Origin of the sequence: Microvirga sp. 17 mud 1-3 (genome assembly GCF_003151255.1) — a bacterium.
Lineage (GTDB): Bacteria > Pseudomonadota > Alphaproteobacteria > Rhizobiales > Beijerinckiaceae > Microvirga.
This window is the reverse complement of sequence record NZ_CP029481.1, coordinates 3,277,809-3,293,219: the sequence shown is the minus strand read 5'-3', so window position 1 is coordinate 3,293,219 and position 15,411 is coordinate 3,277,809. Positions and strand designations below refer to the sequence as shown.

The 15,411-nt window shown below is 67.2% G+C and carries 17 protein-coding genes; 10 read left to right on the top strand and 7 right to left on the bottom strand.

Annotated elements, in window-relative coordinates:
- Window position 1: 1 nt before the first annotated feature.
- The gene (locus tag C4E04_RS15560) at window positions 2–832 is read right to left on the bottom strand and encodes a molybdopterin-synthase adenylyltransferase MoeB (RefSeq protein ID WP_109598781.1); all 831 of its coding nucleotides are present in this window, start codon (window positions 830–832) and stop codon (window positions 2–4) included.
- Between the two features lie 152 nt (window positions 833–984).
- Between C4E04_RS15560 and C4E04_RS15555 the strand changes: the two genes are divergently transcribed.
- From C4E04_RS15555 to C4E04_RS15510, 10 genes are all read left to right on the top strand, one after another.
- Window positions 985–1,989 carry a BMP family protein gene (locus C4E04_RS15555; protein ID WP_109598779.1) on the top strand — a complete coding sequence of 335 codons (1,005 nt, stop codon included), beginning with the start codon at window positions 985–987 and terminating at the stop codon, window positions 1,987–1,989.
- A gap of 120 nt (window positions 1,990–2,109) precedes the next feature.
- Complete coding sequence (locus tag C4E04_RS15550; protein ID WP_109598777.1) at window positions 2,110–3,633, top strand: ABC transporter ATP-binding protein; 1,524 nt, start codon at window positions 2,110–2,112, stop codon at window positions 3,631–3,633.
- Window positions 3,633–4,067 carry a VOC family protein gene (locus tag C4E04_RS15545; protein ID WP_109598775.1) on the top strand — a complete coding sequence of 145 codons (435 nt, stop codon included), beginning with the start codon at window positions 3,633–3,635 and terminating at the stop codon, window positions 4,065–4,067. The genes C4E04_RS15550 and C4E04_RS15545 overlap by 1 nt, the downstream gene beginning before the upstream one ends.
- Window positions 4,064–5,167 carry an ABC transporter permease gene (locus C4E04_RS15540; RefSeq protein WP_109598773.1) on the top strand — a complete coding sequence of 368 codons (1,104 nt, stop codon included), beginning with the start codon at window positions 4,064–4,066 and terminating at the stop codon, window positions 5,165–5,167. Before C4E04_RS15545 ends, C4E04_RS15540 begins: the two co-directional genes overlap by 4 nt.
- Window positions 5,168–5,169: 2 nt before the next feature.
- Entirely contained in the window at window positions 5,170–6,075 is a 906-nt protein-coding gene (locus C4E04_RS15535) for an ABC transporter permease (RefSeq protein ID WP_109598771.1), read from the top strand.
- Between the two features lies 1 nt (window position 6,076).
- Window positions 6,077–6,481, top strand: a complete 405-nt coding sequence (cdd, locus tag C4E04_RS15530) for a cytidine deaminase (RefSeq protein ID WP_109598769.1) — start codon at window positions 6,077–6,079, stop codon at window positions 6,479–6,481.
- A 5-nt stretch (window positions 6,482–6,486) separates the two neighbouring features.
- Window positions 6,487–7,305, top strand: coding sequence for a purine-nucleoside phosphorylase (locus C4E04_RS15525; RefSeq protein ID WP_109598767.1), 819 nt, complete (start codon window positions 6,487–6,489; stop codon window positions 7,303–7,305).
- On the top strand, window positions 7,298–8,059 hold the full coding sequence (deoC, locus tag C4E04_RS15520; protein WP_109598765.1) for a deoxyribose-phosphate aldolase: 762 nt from the start codon (window positions 7,298–7,300) through the stop codon (window positions 8,057–8,059). The genes C4E04_RS15525 and deoC overlap by 8 nt, the downstream gene beginning before the upstream one ends.
- Window position 8,060: 1 nt before the next feature.
- Window positions 8,061–9,383 carry a thymidine phosphorylase gene (deoA, locus tag C4E04_RS15515; protein WP_109598763.1) on the top strand — a complete coding sequence of 441 codons (1,323 nt, stop codon included), beginning with the start codon at window positions 8,061–8,063 and terminating at the stop codon, window positions 9,381–9,383.
- Complete coding sequence (locus C4E04_RS15510) at window positions 9,380–10,321, top strand: glyoxylate/hydroxypyruvate reductase A (RefSeq protein WP_109598761.1); 942 nt, start codon at window positions 9,380–9,382, stop codon at window positions 10,319–10,321. Before deoA ends, C4E04_RS15510 begins: the two co-directional genes overlap by 4 nt.
- A 175-nt stretch (window positions 10,322–10,496) precedes the next feature.
- On the opposite strand, the gene C4E04_RS15505 is transcribed toward C4E04_RS15510, so the two are convergent.
- The 6 genes from C4E04_RS15505 to upp form a co-directional block, all read right to left on the bottom strand.
- A complete protein-coding gene (locus C4E04_RS15505) occupies window positions 10,497–10,886 on the bottom strand; it encodes a hypothetical protein (protein ID WP_109601185.1) in 390 nt (129 codons plus the stop codon).
- A gap of 110 nt (window positions 10,887–10,996) precedes the next feature.
- A complete protein-coding gene (locus C4E04_RS15500; RefSeq protein ID WP_109598759.1) occupies window positions 10,997–11,860 on the bottom strand; it encodes a C40 family peptidase in 864 nt (287 codons plus the stop codon).
- Window positions 11,857–12,204: a MarR family transcriptional regulator gene (locus C4E04_RS15495; RefSeq protein ID WP_109598757.1), complete on the bottom strand. Its 348-nt coding sequence runs from the start codon at window positions 12,202–12,204 to the stop codon at window positions 11,857–11,859. The genes C4E04_RS15500 and C4E04_RS15495 overlap by 4 nt, the downstream gene beginning before the upstream one ends.
- Window positions 12,205–12,279: 75 nt before the next feature.
- Entirely contained in the window at window positions 12,280–13,662 is a 1,383-nt protein-coding gene (locus C4E04_RS15490) for a M17 family metallopeptidase (protein ID WP_109598755.1), read from the bottom strand.
- Window positions 13,663–13,800: 138 nt separating this feature from the next.
- Complete coding sequence (locus C4E04_RS15485) at window positions 13,801–14,814, bottom strand: 2-dehydro-3-deoxygalactonokinase (protein WP_109598753.1); 1,014 nt, start codon at window positions 14,812–14,814, stop codon at window positions 13,801–13,803.
- Window positions 14,756–15,385, bottom strand: coding sequence for a uracil phosphoribosyltransferase (gene upp / locus C4E04_RS15480; RefSeq protein WP_109601183.1), 630 nt, complete (start codon window positions 15,383–15,385; stop codon window positions 14,756–14,758). Before upp ends, C4E04_RS15485 begins: the two co-directional genes overlap by 59 nt.
- Window positions 15,386–15,411: the final 26 nt, after the last annotated feature.

Sequence of the window (15,411 nt, the reverse complement as noted above, 5' to 3'; positions counted from 1 at the left end):
CTTAGGGTTGTTCCTGCAAGCCCGGCTCTCCGCTGCGCTCCGACCGGGATGACGCCGCGGCTGTTGAGCCATTCAACGGATTTCCCTCATCCCACCCGTATTGCAGCGTCTCGAAGCGCATGGAGCGGGCGTCGACCATGAGGAGGCGGCCGACGAGGCTTTCGCCAAAGCCGACGATCTCGCGCAGGACCTCCATGGCCATGAGGCTTCCCATCACGCCTGCAAGCGCCCCGAGGATGCCGGCCTCCGCACAGGTCGGGATGGCTCCGGGCGGGGGCGGGGAGGGGAACAGGCAGCGATAGGTCGGGTTCGGGCGGCCGGAGGCGTCCGTCTCGTGCGCCCTGATGGTCGTGAGCGACCCGTCGAACTGCCCCAGGGCGGCGGTCACGAGGGGCTTCTTTTCGGCGAAACAGGCATCCGAGACCGCATAGCGGGTCTCGAAATTGTCCGACCCGTCGGCCACGATGTCGTAGGCCGCGACGAGGCTCCTGGCATTCTCGGCCGTGAGCCTGCCGGCATGAATATCGACGGCCACATGCGGGTTCAGGCGGTGGACAGCCCGGGCGGCGCTCTCGGCCTTGAGATCCTCCAGGTCGGGCGTTCCGTGGATGACCTGCCGCTGGAGGTTCGACAGGGACACCCGGTCATCGTCCACGATCCCGATCCGACCGATTCCTGCGGCCGCGAGATACTGGATCAGCGGCGCGCCCAGCCCTCCGGCGCCGATCACCAGCACCCGGGAGGCCTTGAGCTTGAGCTGTCCCGGGCCACCCACGTCCCGCAGGACCAGATGGCGGGCATAACGGTCGATCTCGTCCGGGCTCAGCGGCATGAGTGCGACCTTATAGACATCTCCCCCGGCTTCAACCATTCCTTGTAGGAAAGATCAGGCGTCGCTTGACAGGTGCTTGGCGGCATGGCCCATCCCATGCCATCGTCAGGGCGCAACCGGGTAACAGCCCGGGCGATACAGGGAACATGCCGATGACAGCAACCAAGTTCGGCCTCGCTCTTGCGGGCCTCGCTCTCTCCGCCTCGGTGGCCTTCGCACAGGATGCGTTCAAGCCGGCCGTCGTCTACGACCTGGGCGGAAAGTTCGACAAATCCTTCAACGAGGGCGTCCATATGGGCGCCGAGAAGTACAAGAAGGACACCGGGACCGAGTACCGCGATTTCGAGCCCCAGAACGACGCCCAGCGCGAGCAGGCCCTGCGCCGCTTCGCCCGGGACGGCTATTCCCCCATCGTGGCCGTCGGCTTCAGCCAGGAATCGGCCCTCAAGAAGGTGGCGGACGAGTTCCCGAAGACCAAGTTCGCGATCATCGACGCGGTGGTCGAGAAGCCGAACGTGGAATCCATCGTGTTTAAGGAGCATGAGGGCTCCTTCCTGGTAGGCCTCCTGGCCGCCAAGGCGTCCAAGACCGGCAAGGTCGGCTTCGTGGGCGGCATGGACATCCCGCTCATCCGTAAGTTCGCCTGCGGCTACGTCCAGGGTGTGAAATACGCCAACAAGGACGCGGAAGTGTTCCAGAACATGACCGGCACCACGGGCGCCGCCTGGGCCGACCCGGTGAAGGGAGGCGAGCTCGCCAAGAGCCAGATCGACCGTGGCGCGGACGTGGTCTACCACGCGGCTGGCGGCACCGGCATCGGCGTGCTGCGCGCCACTGCGGATGCGGGCAAGCTCGGCATCGGTGTCGATTCCAATCAGAACGGCCTGCATCCGGGCAAGGTGCTGACCTCGATGGTCAAGCGCGTGGACGTCGCCACCTACAACGTGTTCGACCAGGCCAAGAAGGGCACCTTCAAGGCGGGCCTCAACGTGCTCGGCCTCAAGGAGGACGGCGTGGCCTGGGCGCTCGACGACAACAACAAGTCGCTCATCACGCCCGACATGAAGGCCGCCGCCGACAAGGCCGCCGCTGACATCAAGTCCGGTGCCATCCAGGTGCACGACTACATGTCGGACTCCAAGTGCCCGGTCCAATGAGCCGTCGGGCTTGTCATTGCCTGACGAAGCCGTAACGTCGGAAGGGACCCGCGCCGGTTGCCGGTGCCGGGTCCCTTTCTCCTCGTGCCACCCGGCGTGGGACGACGCCCGAGCTTATCGATGAATCCTGCCATCCAGCTTCTCGCCATCAACAAGAGCTTCGGGGCCGTTCACGCCAACAAGGACGTGAGCCTCGATGTGGCGCGCGGCACGATCCACGGCATCGTCGGGGAGAACGGCGCGGGCAAATCGACGCTCATGTCGATCCTCTACGGCTTCTACGAGGCCGATTCCGGCGAAATCCGCGTCGGCGGAAATCTCGTCTCCATCCGCTCTCCGGCCGATGCGATCCGTGCCGGCATCGGCATGGTCCATCAGCACTTCATGCTGGTGGAGCCTCTCTCGGTGGTCGAGAACGTGATGCTGGGCGCCGAGGGCGGCGCTCTGCTGCGCCGGGGCGAGGCAAAGGTCCGGGCCGAGCTGGCGCGGCTGTCCCGGGATTACGGGCTGCAGATCGACGTGGACGCGACGGTCGGAGACCTGTCGGTCGGGCTGCAGCAGCGCGTGGAAATCCTCAAGGCGCTCTATCGCGGCGCCGACATCCTCATCCTCGACGAGCCGACCGCCGTGCTCACGCCTGCCGAGGCGGACGCACTCTTCGATCTGCTCCGGGCCCTGAAGGCCCAGGGCAAGACCGTCATCCTCATCACCCACAAGCTGCGGGAGATCATGGCCGCGACGGACCGCGTCTCGGTCATGCGCCGGGGCGAGATGGTTGCAACCCTCGAGACCGCGTCCACGTCGCCGCCCGAACTGGCGGAGCTCATGGTCGGCCGCCGGGTGCTTCTGCGCGTCGAGAAGGCGGAGCGCGCGCCTGGCGCGCCACTGCTCGAAGTGAAGGACCTGTCGGTGGTCGATTCCCGCGGCGTGCTGCGCGTCGCGAATGCATCCTTCACCATCCGGGCGGGCGAGATCGTCGGCATCGCGGGGGTGTCCGGAAACGGGCAGAGCGAGCTCCTGGAGGCTTTGGCCGGGATGCGCCAGCCGGTGCTCGGGAGCGTCCGCCTCGACGGACAGGACATTACCTTCGCGGACCACAACCCCCATCGCATGCGCCAGCTCGGGCTCCTGCACGTGCCGGAGGACCGCCTGCGCATGGGGCTCGTGCCCGCATTCCCGGCCTTCGAGAGCGCCATCCTGGGCTTCAGCGACGAGCCCCGGCTCGGACACGGGCCCATTCTCGATCACGACCGCATGGTGGCGGATCTCTCGGAGAAGATGGCGCAGTACGACGTGCGCCCGCCGGCGCCGCGGCTGAAGACCTCGAAGTTTTCCGGCGGCAACCAGCAGAAGATCGTGCTGGCGCGGGAGATCGAGCGCGGGCCCAGGGTGCTGCTCGTGGGCCAGCCCACCCGCGGCGTCGATATCGGCGCTATCGAGTTCATCCACCGCCGCCTGATTGCCCTGCGCGACGCGGGCGTCGGCATTCTACTCGTCTCCGTCGAGCTCGACGAGATCATGAACCTGTCCGACCGCATCCTCACCATGTGCGGCGGGCAGATCACCGGCGAGCGCAAGGCGTCGGAGACGAGCGAGCAGGATCTCGGCCTCCTGATGGCCGGCGTGACCGACGAGGCCGCATGATGCAACCCCGCCTGAGCCTTGTGACCCTCGGCGTCTCCGACATGGTCCGCGCCCGCGCCTTCTACGAGGCCTGGGGCTGGAAGGCCTCCTCGTCGAGCCAGCCCGAGGTGACGTTCTTCCAGGCCAATGGCCTCGCGCTCGGCCTGTTCGGCCGCGCCGACCTTGCGAAGGATGCAGAGGTCGAGGACCGGCCCACGGGCTTTGCGGCCGTCACGCTCGCCTACAACGCCCGCTCCAAGGCCGAGGCCGACGCCGTCTATGCCCGCGCGGTCGAGGCGGGCGCCAGGCCGGTCAAGCCCCTGCAGGACGTGTTCTGGGGCGGCTATTCGGGCTATTTCGCCGATCCGGACGGCCACCTCTGGGAGGTGGCCTGGAACCCGTCCTTCCCGCTCGACGAGCAGGGCCATCTTTATCTGCCGGACAGTCTCACGTGAGCGCTCCCATCGACCTGCCCAGATGGGCCGACACGATCCTGGTGCCCGCCGTCTCGGTGGTCGCCGCCTTCCTGGTGGCCGGCCTCGTGGTGGTCGGCATCGGCGAGAACCCGCTGACGGCGACGCGCCTGCTGCTCCAGGGCAGCCTGGCAACCGGGGAGGGGCTCGGCTTCACCCTGTTCTACATGACCGACTTCATCTTCGTCGGCCTCGCGGTCGCGGTCGCTTACCATGCGGGCCTGTTCAACATCGGCGGGGAGGGGCAGGCGACGCTCGCGGGCCTTGGGGTCGCGCTTGTCCTCAACAATCTCACGTTCCTGCCGGGCTTCATCCTGATCCCTCTTGGCATCCTTGGAGCCGCGGCCTTCGGGGCGGCCTGGGCGGCCGTTCCGGGCTATCTGCAGGCCAAGCGCGGCAGCCACATCGTCATCACGACGATCATGTTCAACTGGCTCGCCAGCGTGCTGATCGTCTACCTTCTGGTGAATGTCCTGCGCGCGCCGCAGAACATGAACCCCGAGACTCCGGCCTTCCCGCCGCAGGCCTCCATTCCGTTCATGCACGAGGTCTTCGCGGTTTTCGGCATCGAGATTCCGCCCTCGCAGCTCAACCTCACGCTGCTCCTGGCGCTCGCCGCATCCTACGCCGTCTGGCTCCTTATCTACCGCTCCCGCCTCGGCTATGCGATCCGCGTGGTCGGATCGAGCCCCTCGGCTGCGGTCTATGCGGGCATTTCGCCGGCACGGATCATCATCATCGCGATGGTGCTTTCCGGCGCGCTCGCCGGCGGCCTCGCGGTCAATGAGCTCATGGGCTACCAGCACCGCCTGCTCCTCGAATTCACGGCCGGCTACGGCTTCGTCGGCATCGCGGTTGCGCTCATGGGGCGCGCCCACCCGGCCGGCATCATCCTGTCGTCGCTCCTGTTCGGCATTCTCTACCAGGGCGGCGCCGAGCTCGCCTTCGAGCAGCCGGCGATCACCCGCGACATGGTGGTAGTGATCGGGGGCATCATCATTCTCTTCGCGGGCGCCCTCGAAGGCCTGTTCCGGCGTCTCGTGGCGCGCATGATGCCGCGCCCGGCACTGGCGAGGGCCTGATCATGAATCCTGCCGATCTCGTCACCCTGTTCGATTCCGGTCTCAGGCTCTCCGTCCCGCTTCTCGCCGCGTGCCTTGCAGGCCTGTGGTCGGAGAAATCGGGCGTCGTGGATATCGGGCTCGAGGGCAAGATGCTTGTCGCCGCCTTTGCGGCCGCGGCGGCCTCCTATGCGTCCGGTTCCGCCTGGATCGGGCTGATGGCCGGGATCGGCGCATCGGTGGTGTTCGCGCTCATCCACGGATTTGCGGCCATCAGCCAGCGCGGCAACCAGATCGTCTCGGGCGTCGCCATCAACATGCTGGCCGCGGGCCTCACGGCCATCGTCGGCAATGCCTGGTACGGGCAGGGTGGGCGTACACCTCCCCTCGAAGGCGACCAGCGCTTCGACGAGCTGCTCTTCGGCCATTCCGCCCTTGTCTATATCGCGCTCCTGGCCGTGCCGGTGACCTGGTTCGTGCTGGGCCGCACCCGCTTCGGCCTGCGCCTGCGCGCCGTTGGCGAGAACCCGGCGGCCGTGGACACGGCCGGGATCTCCGTCGCGGGTCTGCGCTACACCGCCGTCGCCATCGCGGGCGTGCTGTGCGGGGTGGCGGGCACCTACCTCTCGGTCGGCCAGTCGGCCGGCTTCCTGCCGAACATGACCGCCGGCAAGGGCTTCATCGCGCTTGCGGCCCTCATCTTCGCCAAGTGGCGCGCCTGGCCCGCACTCGGAGCCTGTTTCCTGTTCGGGCTTCTCGACGCCATCTCGATCCGCCTGCAAGGCATTGCGCTGCCGGGGATCGGTGAGGTACCGGTACAGGCCATCCAGGCGCTGCCCTATCTGATGACCGTGATCCTCCTGGCGGGCGTCATCGGGACGGCCATCCCGCCGCGCGCTTCGGGTATCCCTTATGTCAAGGAGCGCTGACATGGTGTCGCTCGACGAGCTCTTTTCCGCCGCCAGGGCCATCCAGGAGCGCGCCTATGCGCCCTACTCGAATTTCAAGGTAGGCGCCGCCATCGCGACGCCGAGCGGCCGGGTCTTTTCCGGCTGCAATGTCGAGAACGCGGCCTATCCGGTCGGCAGCTGCGCGGAAGCAGGCGCCATCTCGGCCATGATCGCGGCCGGCGAGAGCCGGATCGCCGCTATCGTGGTGATGGGCGAGGGGGAGAATCTTGTCACCCCCTGCGGCGGGTGCCGCCAGCGCATTCGGGAATTCGCGCAGCCCGATACGCCGATCCATGTTGCGGGACCGAACGGAATCCGCGAAAGCTTCACCCTGGATGCGCTGTTGCCGTTCTCGTTCGGGCCCGACAACCTGGGCATTCGGTAGGAATCATGATTCATTCGAACGTTCAGGAAGCCGTCGCGTTCGTGCGCGCCAACGGCATTGAAGGCACCTTCGACGCGGCCATCGTCCTCGGTACGGGCCTCGGCACCCTCGTGGACGAGTTGGACGAGGCCGTGAGCCTTGCCTATGCGGATATTCCCCATTTTCCGAGAAGCGGCGTGTCCGGCCATGCGGGACGCCTCGTGGCCGGCCTGCTGGAGGGGAGGCGTGTCCTCCTGTTCCAGGGGCGGGCGCATTACTACGAGACGGGCGATGCAGGCGCCATGCGCGTGCCGGTCGCGCTCGTGAAGGAACTCGGGATTCCGACCCTGGTCCTGACCAATGCGGCCGGCTCGGTGAGGGCGCAGATCCGCCCCGGCAGCCTCGTGGCCATCAACGACCATCTGAACCTCTCGGGCGCCAATCCGCTCCTGCGCGACCACACCGAAAGCCGTTTCGTCTCCTTGACGGGCGCTTATGACGAGGGCCTGCGCGCAGCACTCCGCCGCGCGGCGGACAAGACCGGTATCGCGCTGCCCGAAGGCGTCTATGCCTGGCTCTCGGGCCCGAGCTTCGAGACGCCTGCGGAGATCCGCATGGTCCAGACGCTCGGTGGTGATCTCGTCGGCATGTCGACGGTGCCGGAGGTGATCCTCGCGCGCTACTATGGCCTGAAGGTCGCGGCCGTCTCGGTCGTCACCAACCTGGCGGCCGGGATCGAGGGGGCCTCTCCCTCACACCAGGAAACCAAGGATACGGCGGCGGAAGCCGCCGACCGATTCAAGCGTCTCGTGCGCGCCTTCGTTGCGGAGCTTTCCGATGTCTGATGCCAGCCTCGCCCAGCGCGCCCTGCGCTGCCTCGATCTGACGGACCTGACGGATACCTGCACGGACCAGGCGATCGACGCCCTCTGCGCCAGGGCCCAGGATCCCCACGGTCCGGTGGCGGCCGTCTGCATCTGGCCGCAATTCGTGGGGCGCGCGCGGGAGGCGCTTCGGGGCTCGCCCGTGCGCATCGCGACGGTGGTCAACTTTCCGGCCGGTGGCGAGGACGTGGACCGGGTCACAGACGATGTGCGTGAGGCCCTGAGCGACGGCGCCAACGAGATCGATCTTGTCCTTCCGTACGAGGCGCTCCGCCGCGGTGATCGGGCGATCGCTTCGGAGATGGTAGAAGTGGTGCGCGAGGTCGTCGATCAGGGGCGGACCCTCAAGGTGATCCTCGAAACCGGCATGCTCATGGAGCCCGCGCTCATCGAGGAGGCAAGCCGCCTCGCCATCGAGGCGGGAGCGGATTTCATCAAGACCTCGACCGGCAAGACGCCAGTCTCCGCCACGCCGGAGGCGGCCGAAATCATGCTCAACGTCATCAAGGCATCCGGGCGCCCGGTCGGCCTGAAGCCTTCGGGCGGCATTCGCACCGTTGCGGATGCGGGGATCTATCTCGGGCTCGCCGACCGCATCATGGGGCCGGACTGGGCGACGCCCAAAACCTTCCGCATCGGTGCCAGCAGCGTCTTTGAAGCCCTGATCGCCGCCATCGAGGGGCGGGCAGGCAGCACCGCTGTCGGAGCCTATTGAAATGACACTTCTGCCGCAGGAAATCATCCGTCGCAAACGCGATGGAGGCACCCTCGATTCCGAGGATATCCACGCCTTCATTAAGGGCCTTACGGAAGGACAGGTCACGGAGGGGCAGGCGGCCTCCTTCGCCATGGCGGTGTTCTTCCGCGGCCTCTCGGTGAAGGAGCGGGTGGCGCTCACGCGCGCCATGGTGCATTCCGGCGAAGTGCTGACCTGGGACCTGCCCGGGCCTGTCCTCGACAAGCATTCGACGGGCGGCGTGGGCGATACCATCAGCCTTGCCCTGGCGCCTGCGGTTGCGGCCTGCGGCGGCTATGTGCCGATGATCTCGGGCCGCGGCCTCGGCCATACGGGTGGCACCCTCGACAAGTTCGACTCGATCCCCGGCTACGTGACCCAGCCGGACATCGACACCTTCAGGCGCGTCACCCGTGAGGTGGGCTGCGCCGTGATCGGCCAGACGGCGGATCTCGCGCCTGCCGACAAGCGGCTCTACGCCATTCGCGACGTGACCGCGACGGTGGAATCCATCGACCTGATCACCGCCTCGATCCTGTCGAAGAAGCTGGCGGCCGGCCTCCATGGCCTCGTCATGGACGTGAAGTTCGGCTCCGGCGCCTTCATGGACAATCCGGCCGATGCGCGCGCTCTTGCCGAGAGCCTCGTCCTCGTCGCCAATGGCGCCGGGCTGCCCACGAGCGCCCTGCTCACCGACATGAACGAGCCGCTCGCTTCCGCGGCCGGGAATGCGGTCGAGGTGGCCTATATTGCCGATTACCTGACCGGCCGCCGTCGTGACGCGCGCTTCCACGAGGTGAACGTCGCGCTCTGCGCCGAGATGCTGGTGCTGGGCAAACTTGCGGCGAGCACGGACGAGGCCCGCTCCCGGATCGAGACGGCGATTGCCTCCGGCAAGGCGGCGGAGATCTTCCAGCGCATGATTGTGGCGCTCGGTGGGCCTGCGGACTTCCTGGACAATCCTGGCCGCCACCTCGCGGCTGCTCCGGTCGTCCGCCCCATTCATGCGGAGCGCGAGGGCATCGTGCAGCGGATCGCGACCCGCGATGTCGGCGTGGCCGTCGTCGCTCTGGGCGGAGGGCGAACCCGTCCGCAGGACCCTATCGACCATGCGGTGGGCCTCACGGATCTGGCGCCGGTTGGCGCGGCGGTCGGCCGCGACCGTCCGCTCGCGATGGTCCATGCCCGCAGCGAAGCGGCCGCCGAGGCCGCGGAACGGGCCGTCCGCGCGGCCTATACTCTTGGTGACGGCGCAGTCCGTCCGGGACCCCTCGTCCTCGAACGGATCGGAGCGAAAGCGTGACCCTTCTCGTCGCTATCACGTGGAACCCGCAGCCCTGGGTCGAGCGGTTCAGGCTCTATCTGCCCGAGCATCCGGTCGTCGTGCTCGGCGAGGATTTCGACCGCTCCCGCGTGCGCTACGTCGCCACCTGGGGGCCGAAGCCCGGCAGCCTGTCGGACCTGCCCGCGCTCGAGGCCATTTTCTCCCTAGGGGCCGGGGTCGATCACCTGATGGGCTATCCCAATCTTCCGGACGTGCCGATCGTGCGGGTGTCGCAGGACGATCTCACCAACCGCATGAGCGAGTACGTGGTGATGCATTGCCTCATGCATCTGCGGGACTTCCGCCGCTACGATGCGGCTCAGCGCGCCCGCATCTGGGATTCCGACAGGGCGCCGCCGACTGCCGGCGATGTCCGGGTGGGCGTCATGGGTTTCGGCGTTCTGGGCCAGGACGCCGCCCACAAGCTCAAGATGATGGGCTTCGACGTGGCCGGCTGGAGCCGCATGCCGAAAGCCGTGGAAGGGTTCGAGGTCTTCTCAGGCGATGACGGGCTTGAGCGCTTCCTTGCCCGCACGGACATTCTCGTGAGCCTTCTGCCCCTCACGCCCGAGACCCGGGGCATCCTCAATCGGTCCCTCTTCGCGAAACTCGCCCAGGACGGGCGGCTCGGCGGGCCGGTCCTCATCAATACGGGACGGGGCGGGCTCCAGGTCGAAGCGGATATCCTCGCCGCTCTCGACGACGGCACCCTGAAGGCCGCGACCCTCGACGTGTTCGAGGTGGAGCCGCTGCCGGAGGAGTCCGGGCTCTGGACCCATCCCAACGTGACCGTGACGCCGCACAATTCCGCCGTGAGCGATCCGGACGCAACGGCGCGCTACATCGTGAAGCAGATCCGCCGGCACGAGGCAGGCGAACCGTTCGAGAGCCTGGTCGACCGGGTGCGCGGGTATTAAGGCCTGAACCGAAACCTAGGCGTTGCCGAGGCTTCGGTTTCACCCCTCGTTGCCGTGCGTGACTACAGCATCGGACCCAAAAGTGGACCCACTTTTGGGATCAATCCGATGCTTCTTCTCTGAGCTGGAGCATCGTTCGGGGCAGAAAACCGGGTCCACTGTTCCGAACGATGCTCTAGGCGGGCGGTAATTCGAGGCCGTTCGGGAGCGAGATCCAGATGACAGTCTGCGCCTCTGGGGAATGGCGTGACAGATGGCCCTTGCCGTGCGTGTCCTCCACCAACACAAAGCTACTCGCCTGGACGTGGCGCACTTCTCCGTCGCTCGTCTCGTATTCAACCGAACCGTCCAGCCTGACCGTCAGCACCGGCTCCGGGACCGTATGCCAAGCCACCTCGCGCATGCCCGCCGGGATGTGGGTGATGCGGACGCGGGATGCCGGATAGCTTCCCGTAACGTCGAACGGCACGGCATCGGGGTGCACCGATCTCTTCGTCGTCGGCAATTCGACTTCATCGAAATGCGACTCGCCATCCGGGGTGGCATAGATGCGCAGGCACTTCATTGCGGCTGGCTCCTTCTGGTTCGGCGCGCCGAAACGAAGCATGCCTACCATCAAGGACGCGGAATAACACCACGGCTCTGGTGCGGGAGCCGGCCCCCTCGGAAATCGGCTTAACCGCCCAGCGACGGCAGGCGCTTGATGGAGCTGATCGGGCCGTAGCTCGTGAGGCGGATGCGTTCCTCCGCGACCGCCAGGGGTTCGACGAGGACCTGCATCGTGTAGCCGGTGGCATGGATGAGGCGCGTGGCGTCCGCCATCAGCCCCACATGTCCCTTCCAGAACACCAGATCGCCCCGCCGAAGGCCATCGAGCCCGGGCGTGACCGGGACGGGCGTTCCCAGGCGCTCCTCCTGCATGTCGCTGTCACGGGGGGCCGCAATGCCCACTGCGTTCAGGGCCGTCTGGGCGAGGCCCGAACAGTCGAGGCCCAGACTAGTTTTTCCGCCCCACAGATAGGGCGTGTGGAGAAAGCGCTCCGCGATCGCGACATAGTCGCTCTCCCAGGTCCCGAGCGCCGAGAGGTGAGGCGCATAGGCGAAGCCGCCTGTCGCGAGCTGCGCGTAATCGCCCTCGATGCCGGTCACGGCAACTTTGGAATTCAAGGTCAGCCAGCCGCTATGCGGCAGCTTCAGGTTGGGGCCCGGATAGACGAAGGTGCGCAGGGCGCTGACCCGGTGGGTCGGCTCCGCGCCCGGTGCGCCAAGAGCTTCGCTCCGGAGATAGCCTACATAGCCGTCATCGTGGAGCTGTACCCAGGCCCAGCCTTCATGCTCGTCATAGACCGTCACGGCCTCGCCCCAGATCGCCTGCGTGTCGACCGGGGCGTCGGGCGAGGGGTGGCGGTGGAGGGGCGTGGCGGCCGTGAGCACGCGCCTGAGCGTCCCGGCGGAGAACCGCTCCGCTTCCACCTGTCCGCGCAGCTTCTCGTCGGCGAGATCGGCCCGGACGGGCGTGATACGGCGGTCGAAGGTCATGGAGGTAGCTCCTTGGCACGGGCCGAGATGATGTCTCCTAGCCGCTCCACTGCTAGAGCGCCAGCGACTGTGCGCTGAATGACGACGTTGCGACGGTCGGTCTCGTCCCGGCGCCGGGAGACGAGGTCGAGCTTGCCCATGGTGTCGAGGGCCCGGGTGATGACCGGCTTGGTCACGCCGAGCTTCCGGGCGAGGCCGCGGACCGTGTGCGGCGGCGGCTCAAGGTAGATGGTGAGCAGGATGGCGACCTGCCGGGCCGACAGGTCGTTTCCTTCATGCACGAGGTCGAGATGGACGTCGTGCCAGAGCTTGAGGGACTGGAATGCGCGCAACGCGACGGCCATGGCGCCACCCTTCGTTTCGGAGCCGGATTATTCGGCCTCGAAACCGGGGGCGCAATGGACGTCTGCGCTTATGCTTTAGGAACCGTAGCGCTTCTTGAGGAGTGCATACATCAGCCGCGCCGCCTGGACTTCGCCGCCCTCGGGGCGACCCGGGCGGGTCGCGTTATTCCAGGCGAAGATGTCGAAATGCACCCAGGCTTTTGCGGCGGACACGAAGCGGCTCAGGAACAGGGCCGCCGTGACCGAGCCGGCCATCGGGCCGCCCGTGTTGTTCACGTCCGCATATTTGGAATCGAGCTGGCTCTGGTAGGGATGCCAGAGAGGCATGCGCCAGACCGGGTCGTTCACCGCAAGGCCTTCCTCGGCAATCTCCGCCGCAAGGGCGTCGTCGGCTGTGTAGAAGGGCGGCAGCTCGGGGCCGAGCGCTACGCGGGCGGCGCCCGTGAGCGTCGCGAAATCCACCACGAGGTCCGGGTTCTCCTCGTCCGCGAGGGCAAGCGCATCGGCGAGGATCAGCCGGCCCTCCGCATCCGTATTGCCGATCTCGACGGTCAGGCCCTTGCGGCTTTGAAGGATGTCGCCCGGGCGGAAGGCGTTCGCCGAGATGGAGTTCTCCACGGCGGGGATCAGCAGCCGCAGGCGCACCGGAAGCCCGGCACCCATGATCATATCGGCAAGCGCCAGCGCGGCTGCGGAGCCGCCCATGTCCTTGCGCATCATCAGCATGGAGGCGGCGGGCTTGATGTCGAGGCCGCCCGTGTCGAACGCGACGCCCTTGCCCACAAGGGTGATTTTTGGCGCATCCGCCTTGCCCCAGGTCAGGTCGATGAGGCGCGGCGGGGTCGCCGAAGCGCGCCCGACCGCGTGGATCATCGGAAAGTTCTGGGCCAGCAGGTCGTCGCCCACGATGCTCTTGAAGGTAGCCCCGTGCTTGTCGGCGAGCTTGCGCACTGCCGCCTCGATCCCGTCGGGACCGAGGTCGCTGGTCGGGGTGTTGACGAGGTCGCGGCTCGTCACGACCGCCTGGGCGATCCGCGTCACCTCCTCGCCGTCGACGCCTTTCGGCAGCACAAGGCGCACCGTCTTCTCCGTGCGCTTGCGGTAGCGGTCGAACGAATAGGTGCCCAGAAGCCAGGCCAGGGTCGCCAGGGCCGGGTTCGGTGCCGCCGTCTCGAACCGGTAGGTGCCCTCCGGAAGGAGCGTCGCGAGCTTGCCGGGCAGGAAGGGGTCGACCCGCTTCGCGTCCGAGGCATCGAGCCCGAAGAGCACGCCGAGCAGCTTTCCTTCCTGGTCGGGGAGGAGGCAGTGGCTGCCGGCCTTGGCCTCGAAAGCCTGAGCCTTCGCGAAGGCCAGGGCTTGGGCGGGCAATGTCGCGGCGATCTCGGGCCAGGTCTTGTCGTTGACGAGCCAGATCGGCAGGGATGCAGCGTCGGAGGAGGCAAGCAGGGGATGAGGCATGGGGGAGCTCAGGAAGGAGGAAGACTCATGAGGTAGCTGGGCCGGATTGTATGCGTCTGCTGCCCGGTTTCCACCCGCAAAGAAGGGCCGGGCGATCAAGTCCCGCGCCGGCGTCATGCGTCCCGGGCAGGGCTTGCATCACAGGGGCGGCACGTGACGGACGATGCGCACCAGGCCGGCGATCAGGGCATCGCGAGACGGCCGGGCCGTGACCGCGACCCCATGGCGGGCCAGGGCGCGGGCATAGAGCTCCGCCCGGTGGGAATCGGCCAGGATCGTCACATTCTCCAGGCCAGGGAAGGACGAGAGGGCGCTGTTGATCTCGTCTCCCGTGAGAAGGCCTGACAGGTAGGGGCCGAGAAGGTCCGTCTTCATCCGCCCGGACACGACGGCGGCCCGTGCCTCGAAGAGCAGGTGGAGGAGGCCCATGGGCCTGCCCTTCGCCGGATTGTTGCGCTCGGCCGCATCGAGACCGAGATCGAACCCGCGAGGGTCCTCGGGTTCGGTGGCCGGGCGGCCGATCATCGAGTGTTCGCGCAGGAGGGCGTACATCTCGCCCGTCATGGAGGTGGCGAAGCGCTCGAGCCGGCCGTCCTTCATGACAATCCATTTCGGGTGTGTCCCGGCCGCGCAGACGATCCCGTCCGTAACGCCGGAGCCGAGGGCCAGCGTCTCCTCGCCGCGCATCACGTCGGCGGCGCCAGGGGCCGGCTCGCAGAACAGCCCCGGCACAATATGCCCCCGGCGCCCGTTACCGAGGTCGACTTCGATCATGGCGGCGGCGATCTCGGCGGGCCCTGCCGGGCAATGGGCATAGGGCGCCTCGACCCAGCCCTCGCGGCTGCCGACCATGCCCACCAGAAGAACCGGTGCCTGTGGCTCCGCCTGGAGCCAGTGCCCGCACTGCCTGGCGAAGACCCCCTGGTGCTGTCCGGCCTTGAGGGCCGACACGCCTTCCTCCGACGAGACCGTGTCGAGGATCGTCTCGTTCTCCACGAGATAGGCGCGGAAGCGGGTCGTACCCCAATCGGCGACGATGAAGCGCAAGGCGTGCTCCCGTGGGTTGATGGAGATCGGTCCCGAGACGGGAGGCTCAGCGCGTTCCGTACATCCGGTCGCCTGCGTCGCCGAGGCCCGGAACGATATAGCCATGGTCGTTCAGGCGCTCGTCGATGGAAGCGGTCCAGATATGAACGTCCGGATGCGCGCCACGCAGCTTCTCGATGCCTTCGGGCGCCGCCAGCAGGCAGACGAAGCGCAGGTCCTTCGCGCCGCGCTCCTTCAGGCGGTCGATGGCCGCGACGGCCGAGTTGGCCGTTGCCAGCATGGGATCGAGCACGAGGATCATGCGGTCCGCGAGGTCGGACGGAGCCTTGAAGTAATATTCGACGGCCTGGAGTGATTCCGGATCGCGATAGAGGCCGATATGCGCCACGCGGGCCGCGGGCACGAGGGTCAGCATCCCGTCGAGGAAGCCCACGCCGGCGCGCAGGATGGGTGCGAAGACGAGCTTCTTGCCGGCGATCTGCACTCCCTCCGTGGTGGTGAGCGGCGTTTCAATCTCGATGCGCTCCACCGGGAGGTCGCGAGTCACTTCGTAGCAGAGCAGCATCCCGATCTCGTTCAGGAGCTGGCGGAAGCCCTTCGTCGAGCGCTCCTTTTCCCGCATGAGGGTCAGCTTGTGCTGCACCAGCGGATGGTCGACTACGGTGACGCCCTGCATGCTGTGTACGCCTTTGATCGTCTTAT